The sequence below is a fragment of the Gammaproteobacteria bacterium genome, assembly GCA_014075255.1.
Lineage (GTDB): Bacteria > Pseudomonadota > Gammaproteobacteria > UBA4575 > UBA4575 > JABDMD01.
Window position 1 is genome coordinate 2,190,928 of the sequence record CP046178.1, and the last position, 19,171, is coordinate 2,210,098.

The 19,171-nt window shown below is 38.8% G+C and carries 14 protein-coding genes; 7 read left to right on the forward strand and 7 right to left on the reverse strand.

Features of this window, described 5'->3' with window-relative positions; translation table 11 throughout:
* The first annotated feature begins 522 nt into the window (after positions 1-522).
* Positions 523-2,310, forward strand: a complete 1,788-nt coding sequence (ilvB, locus tag GKR92_11190; protein ID QMU62789.1) for a biosynthetic-type acetolactate synthase large subunit — start codon at positions 523-525, stop codon at positions 2,308-2,310.
* A gap of 1 nt (position 2,311) precedes the next feature.
* On the opposite strand, the gene GKR92_11195 is transcribed toward ilvB, so the two are convergent.
* The 3 genes from GKR92_11195 to GKR92_11205 form a co-directional block, all read right to left on the reverse strand.
* Positions 2,312-2,818: a TIGR00645 family protein gene (locus tag GKR92_11195; protein ID QMU62226.1), complete on the reverse strand. Its 507-nt coding sequence runs from the start codon at positions 2,816-2,818 to the stop codon at positions 2,312-2,314.
* 88 nt (positions 2,819-2,906) lie between these two features.
* A complete protein-coding gene (locus GKR92_11200) occupies positions 2,907-3,839 on the reverse strand; it encodes a hypothetical protein (protein QMU62227.1) in 933 nt (310 codons plus the stop codon).
* Between the two features lie 42 nt (positions 3,840-3,881).
* On the reverse strand, positions 3,882-4,379 hold the full coding sequence (locus tag GKR92_11205) for a hypothetical protein (protein QMU62228.1): 498 nt from the start codon (positions 4,377-4,379) through the stop codon (positions 3,882-3,884).
* Positions 4,380-4,473: 94 nt separating this feature from the next.
* Here GKR92_11205 and GKR92_11210 point away from each other — a divergent pair, with 94 nt between their 5' ends.
* The 5 genes from GKR92_11210 (at position 4,474) to GKR92_11230 (ending at position 9,703) form a co-directional block, all read left to right on the forward strand.
* Positions 4,474-7,122: an AsmA family protein gene (locus tag GKR92_11210; protein ID QMU62229.1), complete on the forward strand. Its 2,649-nt coding sequence runs from the start codon at positions 4,474-4,476 to the stop codon at positions 7,120-7,122.
* 167 nt (positions 7,123-7,289) lie between these two features.
* Positions 7,290-8,033: an aquaporin Z gene (aqpZ, locus tag GKR92_11215; GenBank protein QMU62230.1), complete on the forward strand. Its 744-nt coding sequence runs from the start codon at positions 7,290-7,292 to the stop codon at positions 8,031-8,033.
* A gap of 85 nt (positions 8,034-8,118) precedes the next feature.
* Positions 8,119-8,589, forward strand: coding sequence for a hypothetical protein (locus GKR92_11220; GenBank protein ID QMU62231.1), 471 nt, complete (start codon positions 8,119-8,121; stop codon positions 8,587-8,589).
* Between the two features lie 15 nt (positions 8,590-8,604).
* Positions 8,605-9,012: a hypothetical protein gene (locus GKR92_11225; protein ID QMU62232.1), complete on the forward strand. Its 408-nt coding sequence runs from the start codon at positions 8,605-8,607 to the stop codon at positions 9,010-9,012.
* 262 nt (positions 9,013-9,274) lie between these two features.
* Entirely contained in the window at positions 9,275-9,703 is a 429-nt protein-coding gene (locus tag GKR92_11230; protein QMU62233.1) for a hypothetical protein, read from the forward strand.
* A gap of 9 nt (positions 9,704-9,712) precedes the next feature.
* Here the strand turns inward: GKR92_11230 and GKR92_11235 are convergent, their stop codons facing one another.
* A complete protein-coding gene (locus tag GKR92_11235) occupies positions 9,713-11,194 on the reverse strand; it encodes an AAA family ATPase (GenBank protein ID QMU62234.1) in 1,482 nt (493 codons plus the stop codon).
* 252 nt (positions 11,195-11,446) lie between these two features.
* On the opposite strand from GKR92_11235, the gene GKR92_11240 reads away from it, so the two are divergent.
* A complete protein-coding gene (locus tag GKR92_11240) occupies positions 11,447-12,532 on the forward strand; it encodes a DUF4931 domain-containing protein (GenBank protein QMU62235.1) in 1,086 nt (361 codons plus the stop codon).
* Here GKR92_11240 and GKR92_11245 read toward each other — a convergent pair.
* From GKR92_11245 to GKR92_11255, 3 genes are read right to left on the reverse strand one after another with little or no spacing between them, the layout of a single operon-like run.
* Positions 12,529-15,612 carry an MMPL family transporter gene (locus GKR92_11245; protein ID QMU62236.1) on the reverse strand — a complete coding sequence of 1,028 codons (3,084 nt, stop codon included), beginning with the start codon at positions 15,610-15,612 and terminating at the stop codon, positions 12,529-12,531. The genes GKR92_11240 and GKR92_11245 overlap by 4 nt on opposite strands.
* Before the next feature lie 3 nt (positions 15,613-15,615).
* Positions 15,616-16,719, reverse strand: coding sequence for an efflux RND transporter periplasmic adaptor subunit (locus tag GKR92_11250; GenBank protein QMU62237.1), 1,104 nt, complete (start codon positions 16,717-16,719; stop codon positions 15,616-15,618).
* Between the two features lie 20 nt (positions 16,720-16,739).
* Positions 16,740-19,106, reverse strand: a complete 2,367-nt coding sequence (locus tag GKR92_11255) for a hypothetical protein (GenBank protein QMU62238.1) — start codon at positions 19,104-19,106, stop codon at positions 16,740-16,742.
* Positions 19,107-19,171: the final 65 nt, after the last annotated feature.

A 19,171-nucleotide genomic window follows, 5' to 3' on the forward strand; every position in this document is an offset into this window, starting at 1 on the left:
TCTCTCATTCACACATCCCTGTGTTCACTAATAGATATGTTTTTACTATGCATAAAGAGAAAGTGTCATAGTGAAGGCCTAATTTGTTACAATTTGCCTATCGAATTATTTCTATTTTTTAAGTGAAAGGTGATTTATGAGTGAGCAAAAAAATACCCGACCCAAGGTTCCAGAAGGCGAGGCTCAATTTTTTAAAACCCGCCAGATGGAAGCCACTGAAAAGGGCTTTGTTGGCTATGAAACTATCTGGGAATCGTTCCAGAAAGAAGCAGAATATACAACTCCAAAAAAACCATGAGTTTTGTTGACTAAATCTAGTTTCACAGAAATGATTAAAAGGCCCTCTTTAGAGGGCCTTTTTAGTTTTTAGTCTCAACGCTTTTAACAAACTAGCCAATTGAGATGGCTTGGTCTGTTATGTATTTAACGTTATAGTCAAACGTAATGACGTAATGTAATGCCTCGAATTTTATGCAACAAGCCTTAGCCAAAGAAGAAAATCACCCCTTAGCTGGAACCAATATGTCCGGCTCGGACATCATTGTTCAAGTGCTTGCTCAAGAGGGAACAGATGTAATATTTGGTTATAGTGGTGGCGCAATCTTGCCGACGTATGATGCTGTGTTTCGCTTCAATGCTGAAACCAATGAATCCATGCCATTAATTGTTCCCGCTAATGAGCAAGGTGCAGGGTTCATGGCATCTGGTTACGCGCGTGCAAGCGGCAAAGTTGGTGTTGTATTGGTTACTTCTGGCCCAGGTGCAACTAATACGGTAACTCCTGTTCGTGACTGCATGGCAGATTCAACACCCATTGTTGTAATTTGTGGCCAAGTGCCTACCCCCGCGATCGGTAGCGATGGTTTCCAAGAAGCGCCAATTGCAAACATTATGGGTGCAGTGGCTAAGCATATATTCTTAATTACCGATCCTACAAAACTTGAAACCACGATCCGTACCGCATTTGAAATTGCACGCACTGGCCGCCCTGGTCCAGTGGTAATTGATATTCCTAAAGACGTGCAAAATTGGGAAGGTGTATTTCAAGGTAAGGGTCAGTTACCTATTCGTGGTTACCGTGAACGTATAGAAGAGGTTGCAGAAAATTTATTAACCGATAAAGACTGCGAATCATTTTATGATGCTTTTGCAAAATCTAAACGTCCGCTCATCTATGCAGGCGGCGGCGTAATTAATGCAAACGCACATGAAGAGGTGCGTAAATTTGCAGATAAATTTAGTATTCCGGTAGTGACGACTTTGATGGGTATAGGGACTAGTGATACCACTCAACCACATTCGTTACATATGTTGGGTATGCATGGAACGGCCTTTGCAAACTATGCGGTAGATGATTGTGATTTTTTAATTGCCATTGGTGCGCGCTTTGATGACCGTGTGGCTGCCGTTCCACCTAAATTTGCACCTAATGCAAAATTCATTGCGCATTTTGATATCGATCAATCAGAAATTCATAAGGTTAAAACGGTTGATTGGCATCATGTAGGAATGTTGCCGCAGGCAATAAATAAGTTATTAGATTATGGGGTCAATAAAGCAAAAGCTTCTAATGATTTTTCTGATTGGCATAAGCATGTTGTAGAGCTTAAGAGTACGTATGCGATGAATTACGATAAGCAAAGCGAACAGATTCAACCCTATGCTGTAATTGAAGAGTTGAATAAGCACGCCAAAGGTGAAGCGGTAATCAGTACCGGTGTGGGCCAACATCAAATGTGGGCGGCACAATATTTTGATTTTAAGTCTCCTAGACTATGGCTTACTTCAGGAAGTATGGGAACCATGGGCTTTGGTTTGCCAGCCGCTATAGGCGCTCAATTTGCGAAACCAGATTTGGTGGTAATTGATATTGACGGTGATGCAAGCATTCGCATGAATCTAGGCGAATTGGAAACGGTTACTACTTATAAATTGCCTATTAAAGTGGTTGTGCTTAATAATCTAGGTGATGGCATGGTAAAGCAGTGGCAAAAGTTGTTTTTCAAAGGTCGTTTATCTGCCAGTGATAAATCACTACATAAAAAAGATTTTATTAAAGCTGCCGAAGCGGACGGTTATGAATATGCTGTTCGTTTAGAAAATAAATCAAATCTGCCAAAAGTTATTAAAGAATTTATGGACTTTGATGGACCGGCATTTATTGAAGTGATGATTGATCCAGATGCGGGGGTGTACCCAATGGTAGGTCCGGGAATGACATTTGATCAAATGATCACCGGAGATCATATTCCTTCGCGTAGTGAAAAAGTGGATACAAAAACAGAAGTTGATTCATCCGAAATGTTTTAAGTTAGTGTTTGTTCTGGAAGGCTACCTTATCCAATACTGCTAATAGTAAAGCGGATACTACAAACGCCATATGAATGATGGTGTACCACGCTAGTTTCGTATTATCGATTGTTTGTGCCTCCATAAATATACGTAGCAAATGTATCGATGAAATGGCTACGATGGATGCAGCCACTTTCAGTTTTAAAGTATTCGCATCCAGTTTCCCTAGCCAATCTAATTTGTCTGTGCCTTCATCAAGATCAATTTTAGATACAAAGCTTTCATAGCTACTGAACATCACCATCACGATCAAGCTAGCAACTAATGACATATCAATCAGCGTTAAGATATTTAATATTAGATCTGATTCTTTCATAGTAATGATATGCCCAAAAATATGTATTACTTCTTGAAAGAATTTAATTCCTAAAGCAAATACAGCTAATGATAAGCCAATATAGATTGGAGCAAGCAACCATCGACTTGCATACATGATTTTTTCTACGAGTAACTCTAATTCTTTCATCTTAATTTAATCTTTAAATATTAGTTAATAGGAAAAATATAGGAAGGAGTGTGATTAAGGCGTAGTTGTAATTTTCCGTTTACAGTGTTTATGTGTTTTCGATTTTTTTGGCTTTTTGCAGTAGCCAATTTTTCAATCTGAAATTGATCTCCAACAACATCAAATGAAACTTTTTTGTATATTCGCTGTTATCTGGTAACAAGACTTTACCTATATCGTGCCATGCGATCCAGAAAGTTTTCCCCATGTTATTAATCTTGTAGATGCGTACCTGCTTATTCTGGTGAGAGACTCTTTGAATGTCATTATATCCATTGACGTGCTGTATAAGTTGCTGGATGGAATAAAATAATGGCCGCATTTCTTTGATTTTGCCACGCCGATTCAGCGCTAACGCGCCGCCCCAAGCAGAAATTCCCGCTCCGGCCTTCATAAATTTTGCAGTCAAAAACGGCAGGTCTATAGTGAAAGAGAGATTAATTAACGCATAACCCTGTTCTGCAGCAATGATCGTTCTTTGCACGTGGTCAGCGGCTACAAAGTTACGCGTCCAATGAATCGTACGCTTATCCTTGTTTACCAGTTTAGTAAAATACTTGGCAAGTCTGCATCTGTCTTGTTCCGTAGCAGGTGGGATGAGGATACCTAAATGTTTGCCTTTGCAGGTAGTTGCAGCTCCCCAAGCTATATAAGAGGTAGGGATCGTGTCACTGACGATGATTGGCTTGCGATAATTGCGCAAGCTCATCTCAAGTTGCAGCCATTTATTGATATGTTCTAATTCATAGGGGTCACCAAGGTTATGGATATTTACGACATCGAAAATGTCTGGCCGATTTAATATTTCTCTAATGTCGTGGTAGCCATGGCTCTTGTCATATCGCTTGGTATTGGCCCAAACCTTTTCGTACTCTGTGAACTTGTTGACGATTAAGTGCACAGGTGTGGTTAAAAATGCTGCGTGTGCAACCAGCACATTTGAATAAGCCTGGTGTGCAGCATGGTAGGCGAGCTCTAACATTTCAAGATACTCCGCTACCGGTTCGGGTTCATAACTAGAAAACTACGATCCAATTTCGTAATAGCGCACCGGCCAGCGTAATCCTGGCATATCTTGTATACCATCCGCATCATAGCGTTCGACTACAGCATGAATCCATTTGCTGTAGAGTTTCTGATATTTCTTTTTTGGCGTAGGGTTAGTTGATTTAAACTTATTTCCGTCTTTATCTGCCCATTTAGAATGAGATTTAAGCGCAACCGTTAATTCAGTGAAGCCTACTTTTTGATATTCACGTACAAATAAATCTAGCTTAGAAAAATCAATAGGTTTATTAGCTGCTTTTTGCATCTGCCCCCATTGAACTGCTTCTGCGTAGTGCTTCATGCCAGGTATACGCGTGTCGCTAAGCGCCTTTGCCATACCTTTAGTATAGCTTGGAGAATCTAAGCCTGCATATTCAAGTCCAATAACAATTCCATTGCCTGCATAATTTCCGGCCTGTTTTGCATTTGCAAAATTACAAAGAATAATAAGGGCGATGATTAAAGTAATCTTCATTTCTGCATATGCATAAATTAAATAAGAACGGATAAGAATACACTCATTATTAATATGGTTGTACTGATTTGTAAAAGAACACAATAATCACGCTATGAAAAAAACTATTCGAATATTATTTTTTATACTTATCTTTTCTTTGTTGATAGTGGCTGGTGTAATCGCGGTCGGTTTATATAATCCTCAGGCTTATGAGGGTGTGATTAATAAATTTGTGTATAAGAAAACCGGGTATCAATATTCTACTAGTGATCTCTCCATACAATTATCGCCGACTATTATTACTGTTGAAGGTCTCGAGTTAATAAACCCAGCCTGGAGTCCAAAGTCTAAATTACTTACTTTGCAAAATGCAGAAATTTCTCTGGATATAAAACAGCTGCTTAATAAAAATATTCCATTTTGGAATGCAGCATTGAGTGATCTAAAAGTTCAGTTGATTGAGAATGATAAAAATCAATTAAATTGGAATACACCAATTCTTGCTAATCAGCCAAAGCCGGATACAAATAAAACTTTAGCGCTAAAAGAATTACTAAGTTTTTCAAAGATCAGTATTAATCAAGCAAATATCCGTCAACATAAAGCAGATAACAGTGAAGATATTGATATCTATTCATTGCTTATTAACAGAATAAGTGATGATTCGATACAACTAGAGGGTGCAGGAGTGTATCAAGAGCAAGGTGTTGATATATCAGGAAAAATTGAAATCGATGATCTAAACCCTGGAATAGAAGTTTTACATTTTGCTATGCAGGCTAAAGGCTTAGGCGTTGATCTACAATCAAGCGGAAAGATTAATCCTAGTAATTTAGACGGGGCAAAAATTTCATTAAGAGCTAAATCAGATAGCTTAGAGAAGTTAGAAACGTTTTTAGAAACTACATTTCCTGCCGTGGCACCTGTTGAGGCATCTCTTGAGCTTTTATCTTCCAATGGTAATTATGAGGCATCAAAAATTAATTTAAAGCTTGGGGAAAATGTTTTAACTGGAGATGTGAAATATAAATCTAAAGACTCACATGTGAGTGTCAATCTTATTTCGGAAAAAATAGATCTAAGTTCATTGGTTCTCGAACAGAAAGATAAAGAAATTAAATCTGAAGAAGATACAAATCATCAAGAGGCTGAGATGGATTGGACTTGGATGAACTCACTAAATACAGACATTAATGTAGACGTCGGCGAAATTGTTTTAAATGAACATTCGTTAACAGATATATCTGCAAAGTTAAAGCTCAATAATAAAATTTTAGATGTGGATAAACTAAGCGCTAGATATTTGCATCATGATGCTAATGATCCAAACAAGTCCTTTGCTAGCGACCTAATTAATATTTCAGGCATCGTTAAACCTTTGGCGGATAAAACGATTAGAGAAGATGTGCAGCTAGCGATTAATATTACTGATAACAATACGTCATTGTCTTTAGAGGGTGAAGCAAATCTTAATGGTACTGAAGGAAGTGCGTTAAAACTTCATGCCGACTCTACTAATTTAGATTCGGTATCAAAATATTTGCAATCAGATTTTTCTCCCTACCTACCCATGAAGATTGATGCAGATATTGAAACATCTGAAAATGTAATTAGTATTTCTCAGCTATCGGCACAATCTGCTGAGAGTAAGGTAACCGGAGATGTGATTCTTAATTGGTCAGATGAAATCGTTAAAGTAAAAGGAAAGATTAGTTCAACCTTGCTTGATCTATCGCCCATCCTGTCATCTGGAAAAAGTGAGCAGGAAAGTTATAAAGACAAAGACAAAGACAAAGACAAAGATAGTAGTGATAAGTCATCATCAAAAGATAAAGTATTTAGTGACGAACCAATCAATTGGGAGTGGCTTGAGTTATACGATGCAGATCTTGATTTAGATATTCAAAAACTCATTGTCAACGATAACATCTTTAATAAAGTTAACTCAAAATTAGCAATAGGTAATGGATCATTAAACATTCTGCCTTTACAAGCACACTTTGCAAATGGAAGTTTAAAATCAGAATTTACACTTAATAAAACAGGAGATAATGTAAAACTAACTTCCCAACTTGATGCTATCAACCTTAGTTTGGCGGCTCTTAGAGCAACGGATGGTAGTGTTTTAGAGGGAGGTACAACAGATGTTGTGATGAGTATTGCCGGGCAAGGGAATTCGTTGCATCAAATTGTATCGTCGCTGAATGGAGAATTAATAGCTGAAGTGCAAAAGGGTGTAATAAAAAATGACGCATTTGAGGCTATTGGAACAGATATTATTTTAGAAATGTTAACCATGCTAAATCCATTTATGAAAGAGGATGAAACCACTGAACTTGAGTGTGCCGCTGTGAAATTTACTGCAAAAGATGGTGTATTAACGAGTAAAAACCAAATGGCTATTGAAACCAGCAAAATGAAGATAGTGGGTGGAGGGATCATCGATTTAAGTACAGAAGAACTTGAAATAGGGTTCAGCCCTTCCGCGAAAAAAGGAGTGGGCATTAATATTGGTAGTTTGGTTAAATTTGTAAGATTAGGCGGTACATTAAAAAATCCTCATCCTGAAGCTGATCCAGTTGGCTTATTAAAGAGTGGGGCGGCGATTGGTGCTGCAGTGTCTACAGGTGGTCTTTCTTTATTGGTTGAGGGTTTGTTTAAGCGTGCTACCAGTAGTGGATCAGCATGCAATCAAGCTTTGAGCGAAATTGTTGTGCAAGAGGGTGCAATAAAAGAACAAAATAAATCTGAACAACCATAATAAATAGTTAAGAACTTCAGTTGCATTGATTTATATAAGTAAAGCGTATCAGTGTAATTGAAAATTAATGTAAATCCGCAAGCATTTTACTGTTCAGCATACTTAAATAAGGCTATTTTGTAGCATTAGCTCGATCATATAAATATTTATAAATAAGGGAGAGAGTAATGTCTATGTCAAAAAGTCTAACAGCCGAATTTATTGGTACATTCTGGTTAGTACTAGGTGGGTGCGGTAGTGCGGTTCTCGCTGCAACCTTTGTATCTAATGGTGCAATGATTGGAGAGAGTACACATTTTCCACTCGGTATTGGTTTAGTTGGAGTTTCCTTAGCATTTGGTCTAACGGTTGTCACCATGGCGTACGCCATAGGCCATATTTCTGGATGTCATTTAAATCCAGCCGTTTCATTTGGTTTAATGGCTGCGGGACGTTTTCCAGCAAGTCATTTGCTGCCTTATATAATTGCTCAAGTCCTAGGTGCCATTGCAGCTGCAATAGTTTTGTATATTGTTGCCAGTGGTGATGGAAGTTATAGCGGTTTGGCTTCGAATGGGTTTGCTGAACATTCCCCAGGAGGCTATAACATGATGGCAGCGCTAGTATGCGAAATTGTAATGACCTTTATATTCTTGATGGTTATTATCGGCGCCACGGATAAACGTGCACCTGCAGGTTTTGCGCCCATTGCAATTGGTTTATGTCTCACACTGATTCATTTAATTTCAATTCCAGTTACCAATACCTCTGTGAACCCTGCAAGAAGTACTGGTCCCGCTTTAATGGAAATGTTCACGGGTATACAGAATGCAGCGCTTAGTCAATTGTGGCTATTTTGGGTGGCTCCGATTGTCGGTGCAGTTCTTGCTGGCGTAGTTTATAAGACAGTATTTGAATCATCGGAAAGTTAGTTTAGCCATCTAAACTTTTTAAAGGGCGCTTTTTGCGCCCTTTTTTATGTCTGCTATGATGTTATGCAGAACAGCAAGGATACATATGGACCTTAAAAATGGAATGCTACTGATTGCGGTTATTATTAGCTGCTCAGCGTGTTTAGAAAAACAGCATGAAACTAATGAGTCAAATTTAAATTCTGAAGAAGTTCTGAAAAGGCAGCTTAAAGTATATGAAGATGCTGAAGCGAGTCCACAACAATTTAAAGATGCATTAAAAGAAAGCTGCCCACACTATGGAAATGCGTTGCTTACTACAGCAGAAACAATTCAACTTGGAACCAGAGTGTTTAATGCTGGTGGCGTGAGTCTCACTAAGCGAATTTATGAAGGTACAATATATAAGTTATTATTTACTATAAAAGATGACTGTATGAGCTTGAGCGATGCTTTGCAGGTCGGATTAGCTAAAGCATATGAAACTGAAGATCATCATGATCAAGCTTGGGCCATGCGTAATGTTTTAGATTTAATAATGGGTGGGCCGCCCTCGAGACCGCCTGGCGCGCAATAAAGATTTCATAGATTTATGCTTTACAGTAAATTAAATAAAACTTCTCTCTTTTCTTTCATGGTGTTGTTATTTTCTGCCTGCATTGTTTATGCAGGTGAAAATATATCAACAGATAAGGAAAGCTTTGCGAAAGAATATGCTCAACTAGGAATATTATTGGGGAAGGTTCAAGATAAAAAGACAGCTATTGAGTATAAGCCTCAAATTGTAAAAGAACTAAATAGAATCAAGCTAAGTGTGGGCAAACAAAGTAACTTTGAAGCGCTCTCTCCGATTGAAAAGAAGCTATTTATTAAAAAATTTCAAAATAATAATCTACACTGCGGTTACGTAACTAAAGTTATTGATGAGCGCAATAGATTGTTACTCAACAAAGAAGCAAAAAACGAACTAGGTGGATTGTTAGATCAACTATTGCAATAACCCAGTTGCAAGTTAATTTTAGTACTACTAGAAATACTGTGTCGCTATCGCCTGTGTCATTATTAATCTATGTTATTTATAAAAATTGTCTAGATCCCAAATTATTATTTTAAAACTTATTTTTATTTCAGCAATCCTATTATCATTGTCAGGATGTGTTGCACTTCTACTAAATGGCCATCTTAGTTTTAACCACTATGAGGCTAAAAGTGAGACCTTTAAATGCAAGCTGCCTGGAGGTGCTTTAAGTTCACGGTTAGATGTGACAGATCGCAGTAATGCTATTGGTGAAACGGTGACTTTTAGTTTAGATCTAGGATTGTTATGGCGTATAGATCACTTACTGATAGGTAAGCATAAACTTGCCATGATAGGTAAAACCTCAAGCAGTGCAGAGAATAGAAGAAAGCAGTTAGACCTAGCGAAAGAAAGCTATATCTCAAGCTACCTTGAACAAAATACAGATGGTGTAGAAATGAAATGGGAGCAATTTATTGCAGTAAATGATGTAGAGGTGCTATTAACCAATGCGTATGTGAAATGGGAAGATAAAGAAGAGGTGCGTGAGTTATTGTTCTCAATTGATGGGGATTATTTAAATATCATTCATTACGCCCAGAATGTATCAAGCGAATTACAAACTTTTACTGCTGGAGCAAAAGGTTTTTATAAAAGCTGCCAGTTCTACTAAGAAAATTAATTAATTTGCACTAACGGTACGAGTACTCGCCCAATTTCGTAACCGCTCTACTTTTTCAGCCATAACGACAGATAATGGTTTGGTGTGCAGCAGTTCTTCTAATAGTTGGATTTGTTTCAGTGCAGAGCCTTCAGCATGAGCCGCATACAGCGCCGAGACAACTGCTTGCTCAATTTCAGCCCCTGAAAACCCGTCACTAATTTGTGCAAGTCTGTCTAAATCAATCTTATCTCTAGGAACATCTCTTTTATCTAAGTGTATGCGAAATATTTCTTCCCTAGTCTCACGGTCGGGGAGGTCAACAAAAAAGATTTCATCTAATCGACCTTTGCGAATCAGCTCTGGTGGTAAGGCTTCAATATTATTAGCGGTAATGGCTAAAAATACAGGGTGTTTGCGTTCAGCCATCCAAGTTAATATCGTGCCAAGAACTCGATCGCTGGTTCCGGTGGTGTCGTCACCAGAGCTAATGCCTTTTTCAATTTCGTCTATCCATAATATACATGGCGACATGACCTCAGCAGTTTTGATTGCATCACGAAGATTTTTTTCGGTTTCGCCAATAAATTTATTAAATAGACTACCCATATCTAAGCGCAATAATGGTAAACCCCACACACCGGCAATGGCTTTTGCGGTTAAACTTTTTCCACCGCCTTGAACCCCAATTAGTAATACGCCTTTCGGTCGGTCTAATCCCTTTGGTGGATTCTCTGAGATGAAAATTTCTTTACGGTGATCTAGCCACTTTTTTAATTTTTTCATACCTGCTATGTCTGAAAATTTTGCAGTGTCATATTCAAATGACAGGCCATTATCTTTGCTTAGCAGCCGATATTTTGCAGCCATGATTTCAGGTAAATCTGATGCAGTTAGTGCGCCATCTTCAGCAATTGCACTACGTGCAAGTCGACGCACATCTTGTTCTGGCAAACCGGTTAAGTTGCGTGCTAAAAGTTCAACCACTTCATTGTCTTGAATTACATGTTTAGTTTTATTTTTACCTTGCCAGCGAATCGCTTCTTGAATAACGATGTTAGATAGTTCTTTGGTGGTGGGCAGGCGTAACTCAAAATGCGCAACGAATTTTTCTAACTCAGCAGGTATTTTCAGATTATGACTAACAAATACTAAAGTATTAGGGTTTTCGTCGTATTGCAGGGCAATTTCTTTAATGGTACGAACATTAAACGGATCTTCTATATAAGGATGAAAGTCCATAAATAAGTAGATGCCAGATTTAGACCCGCTTCTGATATGGCGGAGTGCTTCTAGTGGTTCTTTATTGAAGGCTTGTGGACGCATGTCCTGCACATCAATTCTTTGCAGGCCTTCTGTTACCGCCCATTTATAAAGCGGACTCGGAGACTCAACCACTAATTGAGTAAATAAATTTAGCACCTGAGTTTCATCATGAGTCTCAATGACCACAATAGGGGTTTTGGATTTAATTAAGACTTTGAGGTCGTTCAACCCATACATTTGCGAGAGCCTAAATTCAGGTAAGAAATATAGTTATACATTCAGTACGTTTTAACATCGATTTCAATATTTATGCAAGAATTTGCAGGCCCAAGTGTGCGATAAGATTGATTACCCGCGATGATTATAATGGATGAGTCGCTTATGAAATGCATAGTGTTGGTTTATTTACTGGTTGGATTTGTGTCTTCTAGGTATTTAATCCCTTTGGTATATATTGAATTATTTGAAATACTATAACTTTGCTTATAAATGGAAGATAAAAATTATAAAGAATTACGAGAAATTCGTATAAACCCTATTGTTCCAACAGAATCAGTGCTGGTATCTACTGCACGTGGATTGCGTCCTCGCAAGGAAGAAAAACCTCTGGCTCTGAGTGTCGAATCCAGGGTAGAGAAGTGCCCATTCTGCAAAGGCAATGAAGATAAAACACCACCAACTATCAGTAGCTGGCCGAGTGAAGTGGAATGGAATATCCGTATCGTTGAAAATTTATTCCCAGTACTAAGCGATAGACAAATATCTAAAAATCTAAGCTTCGGTTTGCAGCATGTAATTGATGGCTATGGCCGTCATGAAGTCGTCATCGACCATGACAATCATTCCATACATGTAGACCACATGTCACAACAGCATCTACAGGCTTTATTTAGAACCTACCGTGATCGCATGCAGGTATTGTATGACAGCGATCCACGTATTAAATACGTATTAGTGTTTAAAAATTTCGGTCCTGCAGCAGGGGCGAGTATTGCCCACACGCATAGTCAAATTGTAGCTATGCCTGTAGTGCCAGAGAATGTCGCTACAGAGCTGCAACACTCAAATGCTCATTACGAAAAATATAATCAAAATATCTTTTCGCACTTAGTGGATGAAGCGCTCACCTTTGAAGCCACAATTTATGATCGTGAGTCAGGAGAAGTGCGGCGTAAAATTGATGTAGGACAATATGTAATCGAAAAAACCAAACGTTTTATTGCTATCAAGCCTTTTGCCAGTCGTTTTGAATGGGAAGTGCAAATATTCCCACTATTCTCTCAAGCAGATTACTTAGATTGCAGTGATGAAGATCTAGAAGATTTTGCAGGATTGCTTAAGCGGACCATGTTGCGATTAAATAAGGTTATCGGCGGTGCACAATACAATTATTTTCTCCATTCCATCCCACATGGCGATGAATTTAAGAAACATAAAGCTAGTTATCAATGGCACTTGGAAATTTGTCCGCGAACCAGTATTCCAACAGGCTTTGAGTTAGGTTCTGGATTGTTTGTCAGTACCGTTAGCCCAGAAGACGCAGCGAGGGAACTACGTGAAGTTGATATAGGTTAATTATAGGATTTAAAGCTCACTCTAAATAGCACGCTATAAAGTACAGGAACAAGCAATAAAGTTAAGAACGTAGCAAATAAAAGACCAAAAATTATCGTTACAGCCATGGGTCTAAACATTGCAGTGCCGCCCCACCATAAGGGCATCATGCCTAACACGGTGGTTGCTGTTGTAAGTAAAATAGGCCGCACTCTTTGTAAGCAAGCATCTATTACTGCTTCTGCTTGTTGTTTGCCCAATTCTTCAATCTCAATCTTAATTCGATCTATTAATACAATCGCATTGTTAATAATGATTCCCGCAAGAGAAATTATTCCTAATATAGTAAAAAAACCAATGGAAGAGTTTGCAACGAGTAAGCCGAAGGTAACGCCAATAATCCCTAATGGTATGGTTGCGAATATAATAATAGGTCGTCGGAATGAGTTAAATTGCGCTACGAGTAATAATAGAATAACCATACCAGCAATGGGTAATTTTGCAGCTATCGAAGCATTACCTTTATCGGCTTCTTCAGATTCACCACCTTCATTATAGTAATAGTCTTTCGGCCAGTTCTTTTGTGCGCTTTGTAGCCATGGGGATAACGAATTATTTACGTCCGTTGCCGTTGCTCCTGGATTTAGCTTTGCTTTGAGTGTGATGGTTCGATCACGATCGCGACGTTCTATCATGCCGGGCTCAAATACCAAGCGTACATCTGCAACTTGTTTGAGAGGTACAGATTCACCAGTCGCTTCTGAATACACACTAGTTCCGTCTAGCTTACCAATATCTTGTCTGTCTGCTGCAATAGAACGTAAGGTGATGGGTATTAATTTATCGTCTTCTCGAAATTCAGTCATATCAATTCCGGTTAAACTCGCTTTTAATGAATAAGCGACATCATCACTGGTCACACCCGCGCGTCGAGCACGCTCTTGATCCACTTCAACTAAAAGTTTTTTGGTTTGTTTGCCCCAGGTATTTTTTACTGTGGAAACCTCTGGTCGAGAGTAAAGATATTCTGTTATCTGCTCAGCAATGGTATAGAGCGGTTTAAATTCAGGGCCAGAAAGACGGATCTGGATTGGATAACCCACAGGAGGTCCATTCTCAAGTCGGCTTAACCTTAAATTTAAGTCTGGATATTTTTCAGCAGCGTACTTTTCAATTCCTTGAATGATAGTCTCAACATCTTTTCCAGTCACCGTATTAGCAACTAAAAAAGAATTAGCTGGGTTTTGATTGGGTGGATTAAGACTTAAGGTTAGGCGAGGGCCACCAGTTCCTATGAATGTTAACCAGTTTTTAATTTTTGGTGTGCCTTCCTGAGGTTTATAAAATGTGTCATATATATATTGGTCGATGTCTTCGATTACTGCTTGGCTGGCTTCAATAGAAGTGCCTAACGGCATCTCAAGGCCGCCATTGAATACGGGGTCTTCTGACGGTTCGATAAAAATGACCCTCACATAGGCCACACCTTTGATAGCCGCAAAGAATATTGAAATTATAATTATTCCAAATAATAGTTTATGTTTTAAAGAAAATAGTAATGTATTTCTATATACAGCATACATTGGGCCAGAAAATACTTGCTGGTCTGTGTCACTCTGTTGCTGCTTTTTATTTTGCATAGAAAAGGCAGCAAGCATTGGGATTAGCGTCATCGCAACACAGAAAGACACTAATAAGGTAATGGTCACTACATAAAAAATATCAGAGGTGTACTCACCAACAGATGACTCGGCTAATCCAATAGGTAAGAATGCAGCACTGGTGGTAAGTGATGAAGTTAGCAAAGGTAAAAATAGTTCGCGGCCTGAATCTATCGCCGCATTGATGGCAGATAATCCGGAGTCAAATTTCACGATAACGGACTCGACCATAACGATGGCGTTATCTACCAAAAGCCCTAAAGAAATAATTAATGCGGCTAGCGAAATTTGATTAATGGTTATTCCAAATACTTGCATGACGTACACGGCAATCACCATTGCGACTGGAATTAACGTGGCTACTACAATTCCTGTTTTTAAGCCAATGAATAAAATCACTACTAGACAAACAATTCCAACCGCCTGTAATAAACTCAGAATGAAATTATCAATATTGGCTTCGACTAAATCTGCTTCAAACCATATTTTTTCTATTTCTACACCCCAAGGGTAAAGTGCCTGTATGTCAGGCATAGTCAGGTCTAGTTCTGTGCCTAATTTAGTTATATCTCCGCCATCACGCATCGAGATAGCGATCGCCAAGGTTGACTGGCCATTGGCTCTAGCAACGCTAGAAGGCGGGTCTTTGTAATCTCGATAGATATTGGCAATATCACCTAAATACACCACGCCACCGTCAGGTATTTGGATTACTGTAGTGCGTAAGTCTTCAATCGATTCGAAGTTACCGGTTGGCTCTAAAACTATTCGTTCTCTGCCGGTTAAGACATCGCCTCCAGAGGATAAAATATTTACGGTGCTTAGTACGCTGGAAAGTTGTTTTGGCGAAATGCCAAGTTCTGCGAGTCGCGCATTGTTATATTCGACAAATACAGCTTCTTCTTGATCGCCATGTATTTCTACTTTAGCTACATCAGGTAATTTTAGAAGACGATCTCGAATATCATCTGCAACATCTTTTAGTTCCGCGTAGCTATAACCATCCCCCTTTAAGGTATAAACACTTCCAAATACATCACCAAATTCATCATTAACAAATGGACCGTTTACATTATCTGGCAAGTCGGTTTTTACATCTTCTACTTTGCGTCGTAGATCATCAAATATAGGCCGCATGTTTTTATACGATTGCAGGAAATTCACATTTATAATTGAAATGCCATTGCGTGATTCACTGGTAATGAAATCAACTTCAGGCATTTCTTGGACTTTCTTTTCCAGCTTGTCAGTAACAAGCAGCTCGACACGCTCGGGGTTGGCGCCAGGTAATTGAGTGGTAATTACTGCAACTCGAATGGTAAAGCCTGGATCTGTGGCTTTAGGTAGTTGAAAAAATGCTGCAATTCCACTTAAGACTAAAAGCGCTATTAAAATATAAACAATACGATCGTATCGAAAGGCAAATTGTGTAAGATTCATAATTTAGTTTATTAAAACTTCTAGCCCTTCTCTTACAATATTCACACCAGCAGTTACAACTTGGTCACCTTCTTCAACGCCTTCTATGATCTCTAATCCGGTGGTGGTCAACTCTCCAGTTGTTACAGCTTGGCGTTTAATAATACCGATATTTTCTTTTTCAGTTTTTTCTACTAGATAAACATATTTACCAGACACATCTTTACCTACTGCTACTGCAGGCACTATAAAATTACGTTGGTTTTCAGCTTTCTCAAATGTGAAGGAGACTTGTGCCGCGAGGCCTGGGCGCAAGCCGTCCGTTGTATCTATTAAAGCTATTGTTACTGGATATGTGGTGCCTGCACTTGATGCGACACCCACTTCAGTTACTTTTCCTATAAATTGTTTATCAGGAATTGCACTAAAACTAACACTTGCACTCATGCCGCGTTGAAGTAATGCAATAATACTTTCAGGCACTACTAATTCAACATCTAAGCCCTCACCACAGGTGACTTCAATAATGGTCTGGCCAGCCGTTACTTGTTCGTTCACTTCAGCTAGTGTGTTGGCAACACTGCATGTTTCAACCGCTTTCAACTTTGCATAAGACTCATTGAGTCGTGCTAATTCAAGCACTTTATTTGCTGCGCTTACTTGCGCACGACTTGATTCCGCATTGGCTCGCGCAGAGTCCAACTCGTTTCTGGAGATATTATTGTTTTCATAAAGTCCCTTAGTACGTTCAAAATTAGATTTGGCATTGCGCAAGGTGGCTTGTGCTTGGGTGAGATTAGCTAACGCTTCTTGTGCTTGTAATTGATACTCAAAGGGGTCGAGAGTAGCAATTACATCACCTGGTTGAAGGCGGTCACCTACTTCGACCTTCAAGGATTGCATGTTCCCTGCAACTCTAAAACTCAGATTAGATCGTTGATTAGCTTTAGCTGAACCTGAAAAAGTACGTGTAACCCCATGCTGTGATGAGCCTACTAATTGGGTTTTAACAGACCTTAAAACTTGCTCTTCCTGTTGAAGTGTTTGATCTTCTCCGCATGCCGACAAAATTAGTAGCAACAAAAAATATAAAACTAATTTTGCATATATTTTCATAGAGATGTCCATATTCTTCTTAATTTTCGAGATTATTTTGTTGCATAGTATTCATTTAAAGCTTGATACCAGTTTTCAAACCCATCGGGCTCTAGTAATACATCAAAGTTTGCAGTTGCTCGCTGTACCTCGATCCAATCAATCATAAACTGATATTGTGCATTTACAGCAGCAAGATTTGCTTCTAGTGATGCATCTTGTGCGTCAATTAAGTCGGTTATGGAAACAGCGCCCTGTGAATAAGAATCAATCACTAGCGACAAGTTTTCTTCTGCGGCTTGAGCAGCATCATTCGCAAGCCGAATCGCAGGATAACTTCCTTTGGCTTGCTTAAGTGAGTTTCTTACCCGGGTTTCAATCTGTTCTTGAAGGTTTTTATTATTATATTCGTTTTGCAGTAAAGTATTTCTTGTGCGAGATACCTCAGACTTCAATGCACCTCCAGTAAATATAGGCAGACTTGCTTCGATTCCAACAGACCATTCATCATCCAGTAATAAAGAATTATTGCTCCCTGTACCACTGCGATCAAAATTTTCACCGTAGCGAGCATTCAGATTAACGTCTGGAACATAGTAGGATCGTTTTGCTGCTTTCAGTTCCCGTTTATTAGAAGCAATTAAGTGATCAGAGCTAATTAACTCGGGTGCATTATCGATTGCCCGTTCGACCTCAAACTCAGTGAATATATTGAAACTACGAGGGTTATCAAAAAACCTTGTAAATTTTTCGCTTTCTAAAATGCTAAGTTGATTAGCAATACCATCATCGGTAACTCCGATGGGTTCAGACAAAGGTTTGTGTATTAATTGTTTTAAATTAATCCCGGCTTGTTCGCGGCTAGCTTCAGCTGAATATAAGTTTCTTCTATCCGTAGCGATTTGACTGCGCCAGCGTAATACCTCGGAACGATCAGACGAACCGATTCTTAATCGCGATTCTGCTAACTCTAGGTTAGTCTCAGTAACTTTCACATTAGACTTTCTGACTTCTTCAGTGGCTTCTGCTGATAATAGTTGTAAATATGAGGTGGCTGTACTGCTTACTATATTTAATATACTACTTTGGAGATTGGCATCTTCAGCTTGCTGCAATAATTTTGCGACTGCATGACCAGATCGGCGACTTTCAGAATAAATAGTTTGACTTAAGTTTAATGAGCCATTAGAAGAGCGTTCTGACCCCTGTAGTTCTGCTTGATCTTCACCAATTTGTGTTATGTCCGTACCGATATTTAATTGCGGTAATAGAGTAGAACGCGAATTAGTTACACTATCTTTAGCAAGCTCTAAGTCTAATCTATCTACTTGTAAAGAAAGATTTGAAGCAACCGCTTCTTCAATGGCTTCTGTAAGTGTTAGCAATGATTGATTTTCAAATGAGTCTTCATGGAGTAAATCTGCAGTTTCAAGAAACCTCCAATTCGGCGAGAAGTTAATTGCACGCGCGGTTTGCATATTTATGGCTAGTTTTTCAGGTTGTGCGAGGGCTACTTTAAGATTGGCTGCATTTTCTCCTAACAATATACTTTGCGTTAATAGCGCAATTCTTCTCGCATAACGAATTGTATCTCGGTCTCTGCCGCTAGAGGTTGCAAGTATGCCCATTTCCAATTCGTCTCTGCCCATAAGAGAGTAGCTGGGCATTTTTAATGCAATTAATTTTTGTGTAAATTGTTGGAACTCATCACTCCCAAAGCGCAATAACGGTGGAACATACATGGCATCGATATCACTAGGCATCTCGTTTAATGCGCTGCCTAGATTATTTGTGACAGGAATAAAAGTGAGTTTAAACCCCAGTTCATTCTGGGCACCTTCCGTTATATTAGCCAGTTCTGGCAAAGAGTCTAAAAACAATTTGTCTACAATAATTCCGAGATGGCCAAACTGGACTAATTCATGAAATTTCCGCAAATCATTTCCAACGGTGCGGTCATCACTTATATAGACATAATTGTCTTTCCCACTAACACCTGATTCGGTATATGGAAGTCGTTGGAGTACTCGATCAGCAACTATGGCTGCAATGACTGGTTTATTTAGGTTTTTAATTTGAGCAGCTTGTTGGGAGCCTAAAATACCATTGGTAATGATTACATCTATGTTTGGATCGCTTAATAAATTTAGTAATTCATCTCGAATTTGAGCCACTTGCCAGTTTCCGTGTTTAATTTTGTTATCTGGAAACTCAACATTAAAGTCATCCTTATTTAAATCTCGTATTTCACTAATAATTTGATCAAGAGGGACGTATTCTCGTTTTATGGGGCCGTCTAAAAGAACCCCTATACGGATTGTCTCTGCAGCATTCGAATTTGTGAACACCGTTAGAAATAACATGCAAACTAGTATGGTTATTTTTCCAATGATGGATGAATTGCGATAGACGAATGACATATTCTTGGCTGGTTATTATTTTTGAGGATCTGATTGTTATATCAGTTTATCATCGGAGTAAGAAA

Coding starts and splice junctions, on each gene's coding strand:
- GKR92_11225 (QMU62232.1), top strand. CDS start 8,605: ATGCTTTACAGTAAATTAAATAAAACTTCTCTCTTTTCTTTCATGGTG.
- GKR92_11220 (QMU62231.1), top strand. CDS start 8,119: ATGGACCTTAAAAATGGAATGCTACTGATTGCGGTTATTATTAGCTGC.
- GKR92_11240 (QMU62235.1), top strand. CDS start 11,447: ATGGAAGATAAAAATTATAAAGAATTACGAGAAATTCGTATAAACCCT.
- GKR92_11195 (QMU62226.1), bottom strand. CDS start 2,818: ATGAAAGAATTAGAGTTACTCGTAGAAAAAATCATGTATGCAAGTCGA.
- GKR92_11235 (QMU62234.1), bottom strand. CDS start 11,194: ATGTATGGGTTGAACGACCTCAAAGTCTTAATTAAATCCAAAACCCCT.
- GKR92_11200 (QMU62227.1), bottom strand. CDS start 3,839: ATGTTAGAGCTCGCCTACCATGCTGCACACCAGGCTTATTCAAATGTG.
- GKR92_11255 (QMU62238.1), bottom strand. CDS start 19,106: ATGTCATTCGTCTATCGCAATTCATCCATCATTGGAAAAATAACCATA.
- GKR92_11250 (QMU62237.1), bottom strand. CDS start 16,719: ATGGACATCTCTATGAAAATATATGCAAAATTAGTTTTATATTTTTTG.
- GKR92_11205 (QMU62228.1), bottom strand. CDS start 4,379: ATGAAGATTACTTTAATCATCGCCCTTATTATTCTTTGTAATTTTGCA.
- GKR92_11210 (QMU62229.1), top strand. CDS start 4,474: ATGAAAAAAACTATTCGAATATTATTTTTTATACTTATCTTTTCTTTG.
- aqpZ (QMU62230.1), top strand. CDS start 7,290: ATGTCTATGTCAAAAAGTCTAACAGCCGAATTTATTGGTACATTCTGG.
- GKR92_11245 (QMU62236.1), bottom strand. CDS start 15,612: ATGAATCTTACACAATTTGCCTTTCGATACGATCGTATTGTTTATATT.
- ilvB (QMU62789.1), top strand. CDS start 523: ATGTCCGGCTCGGACATCATTGTTCAAGTGCTTGCTCAAGAGGGAACA.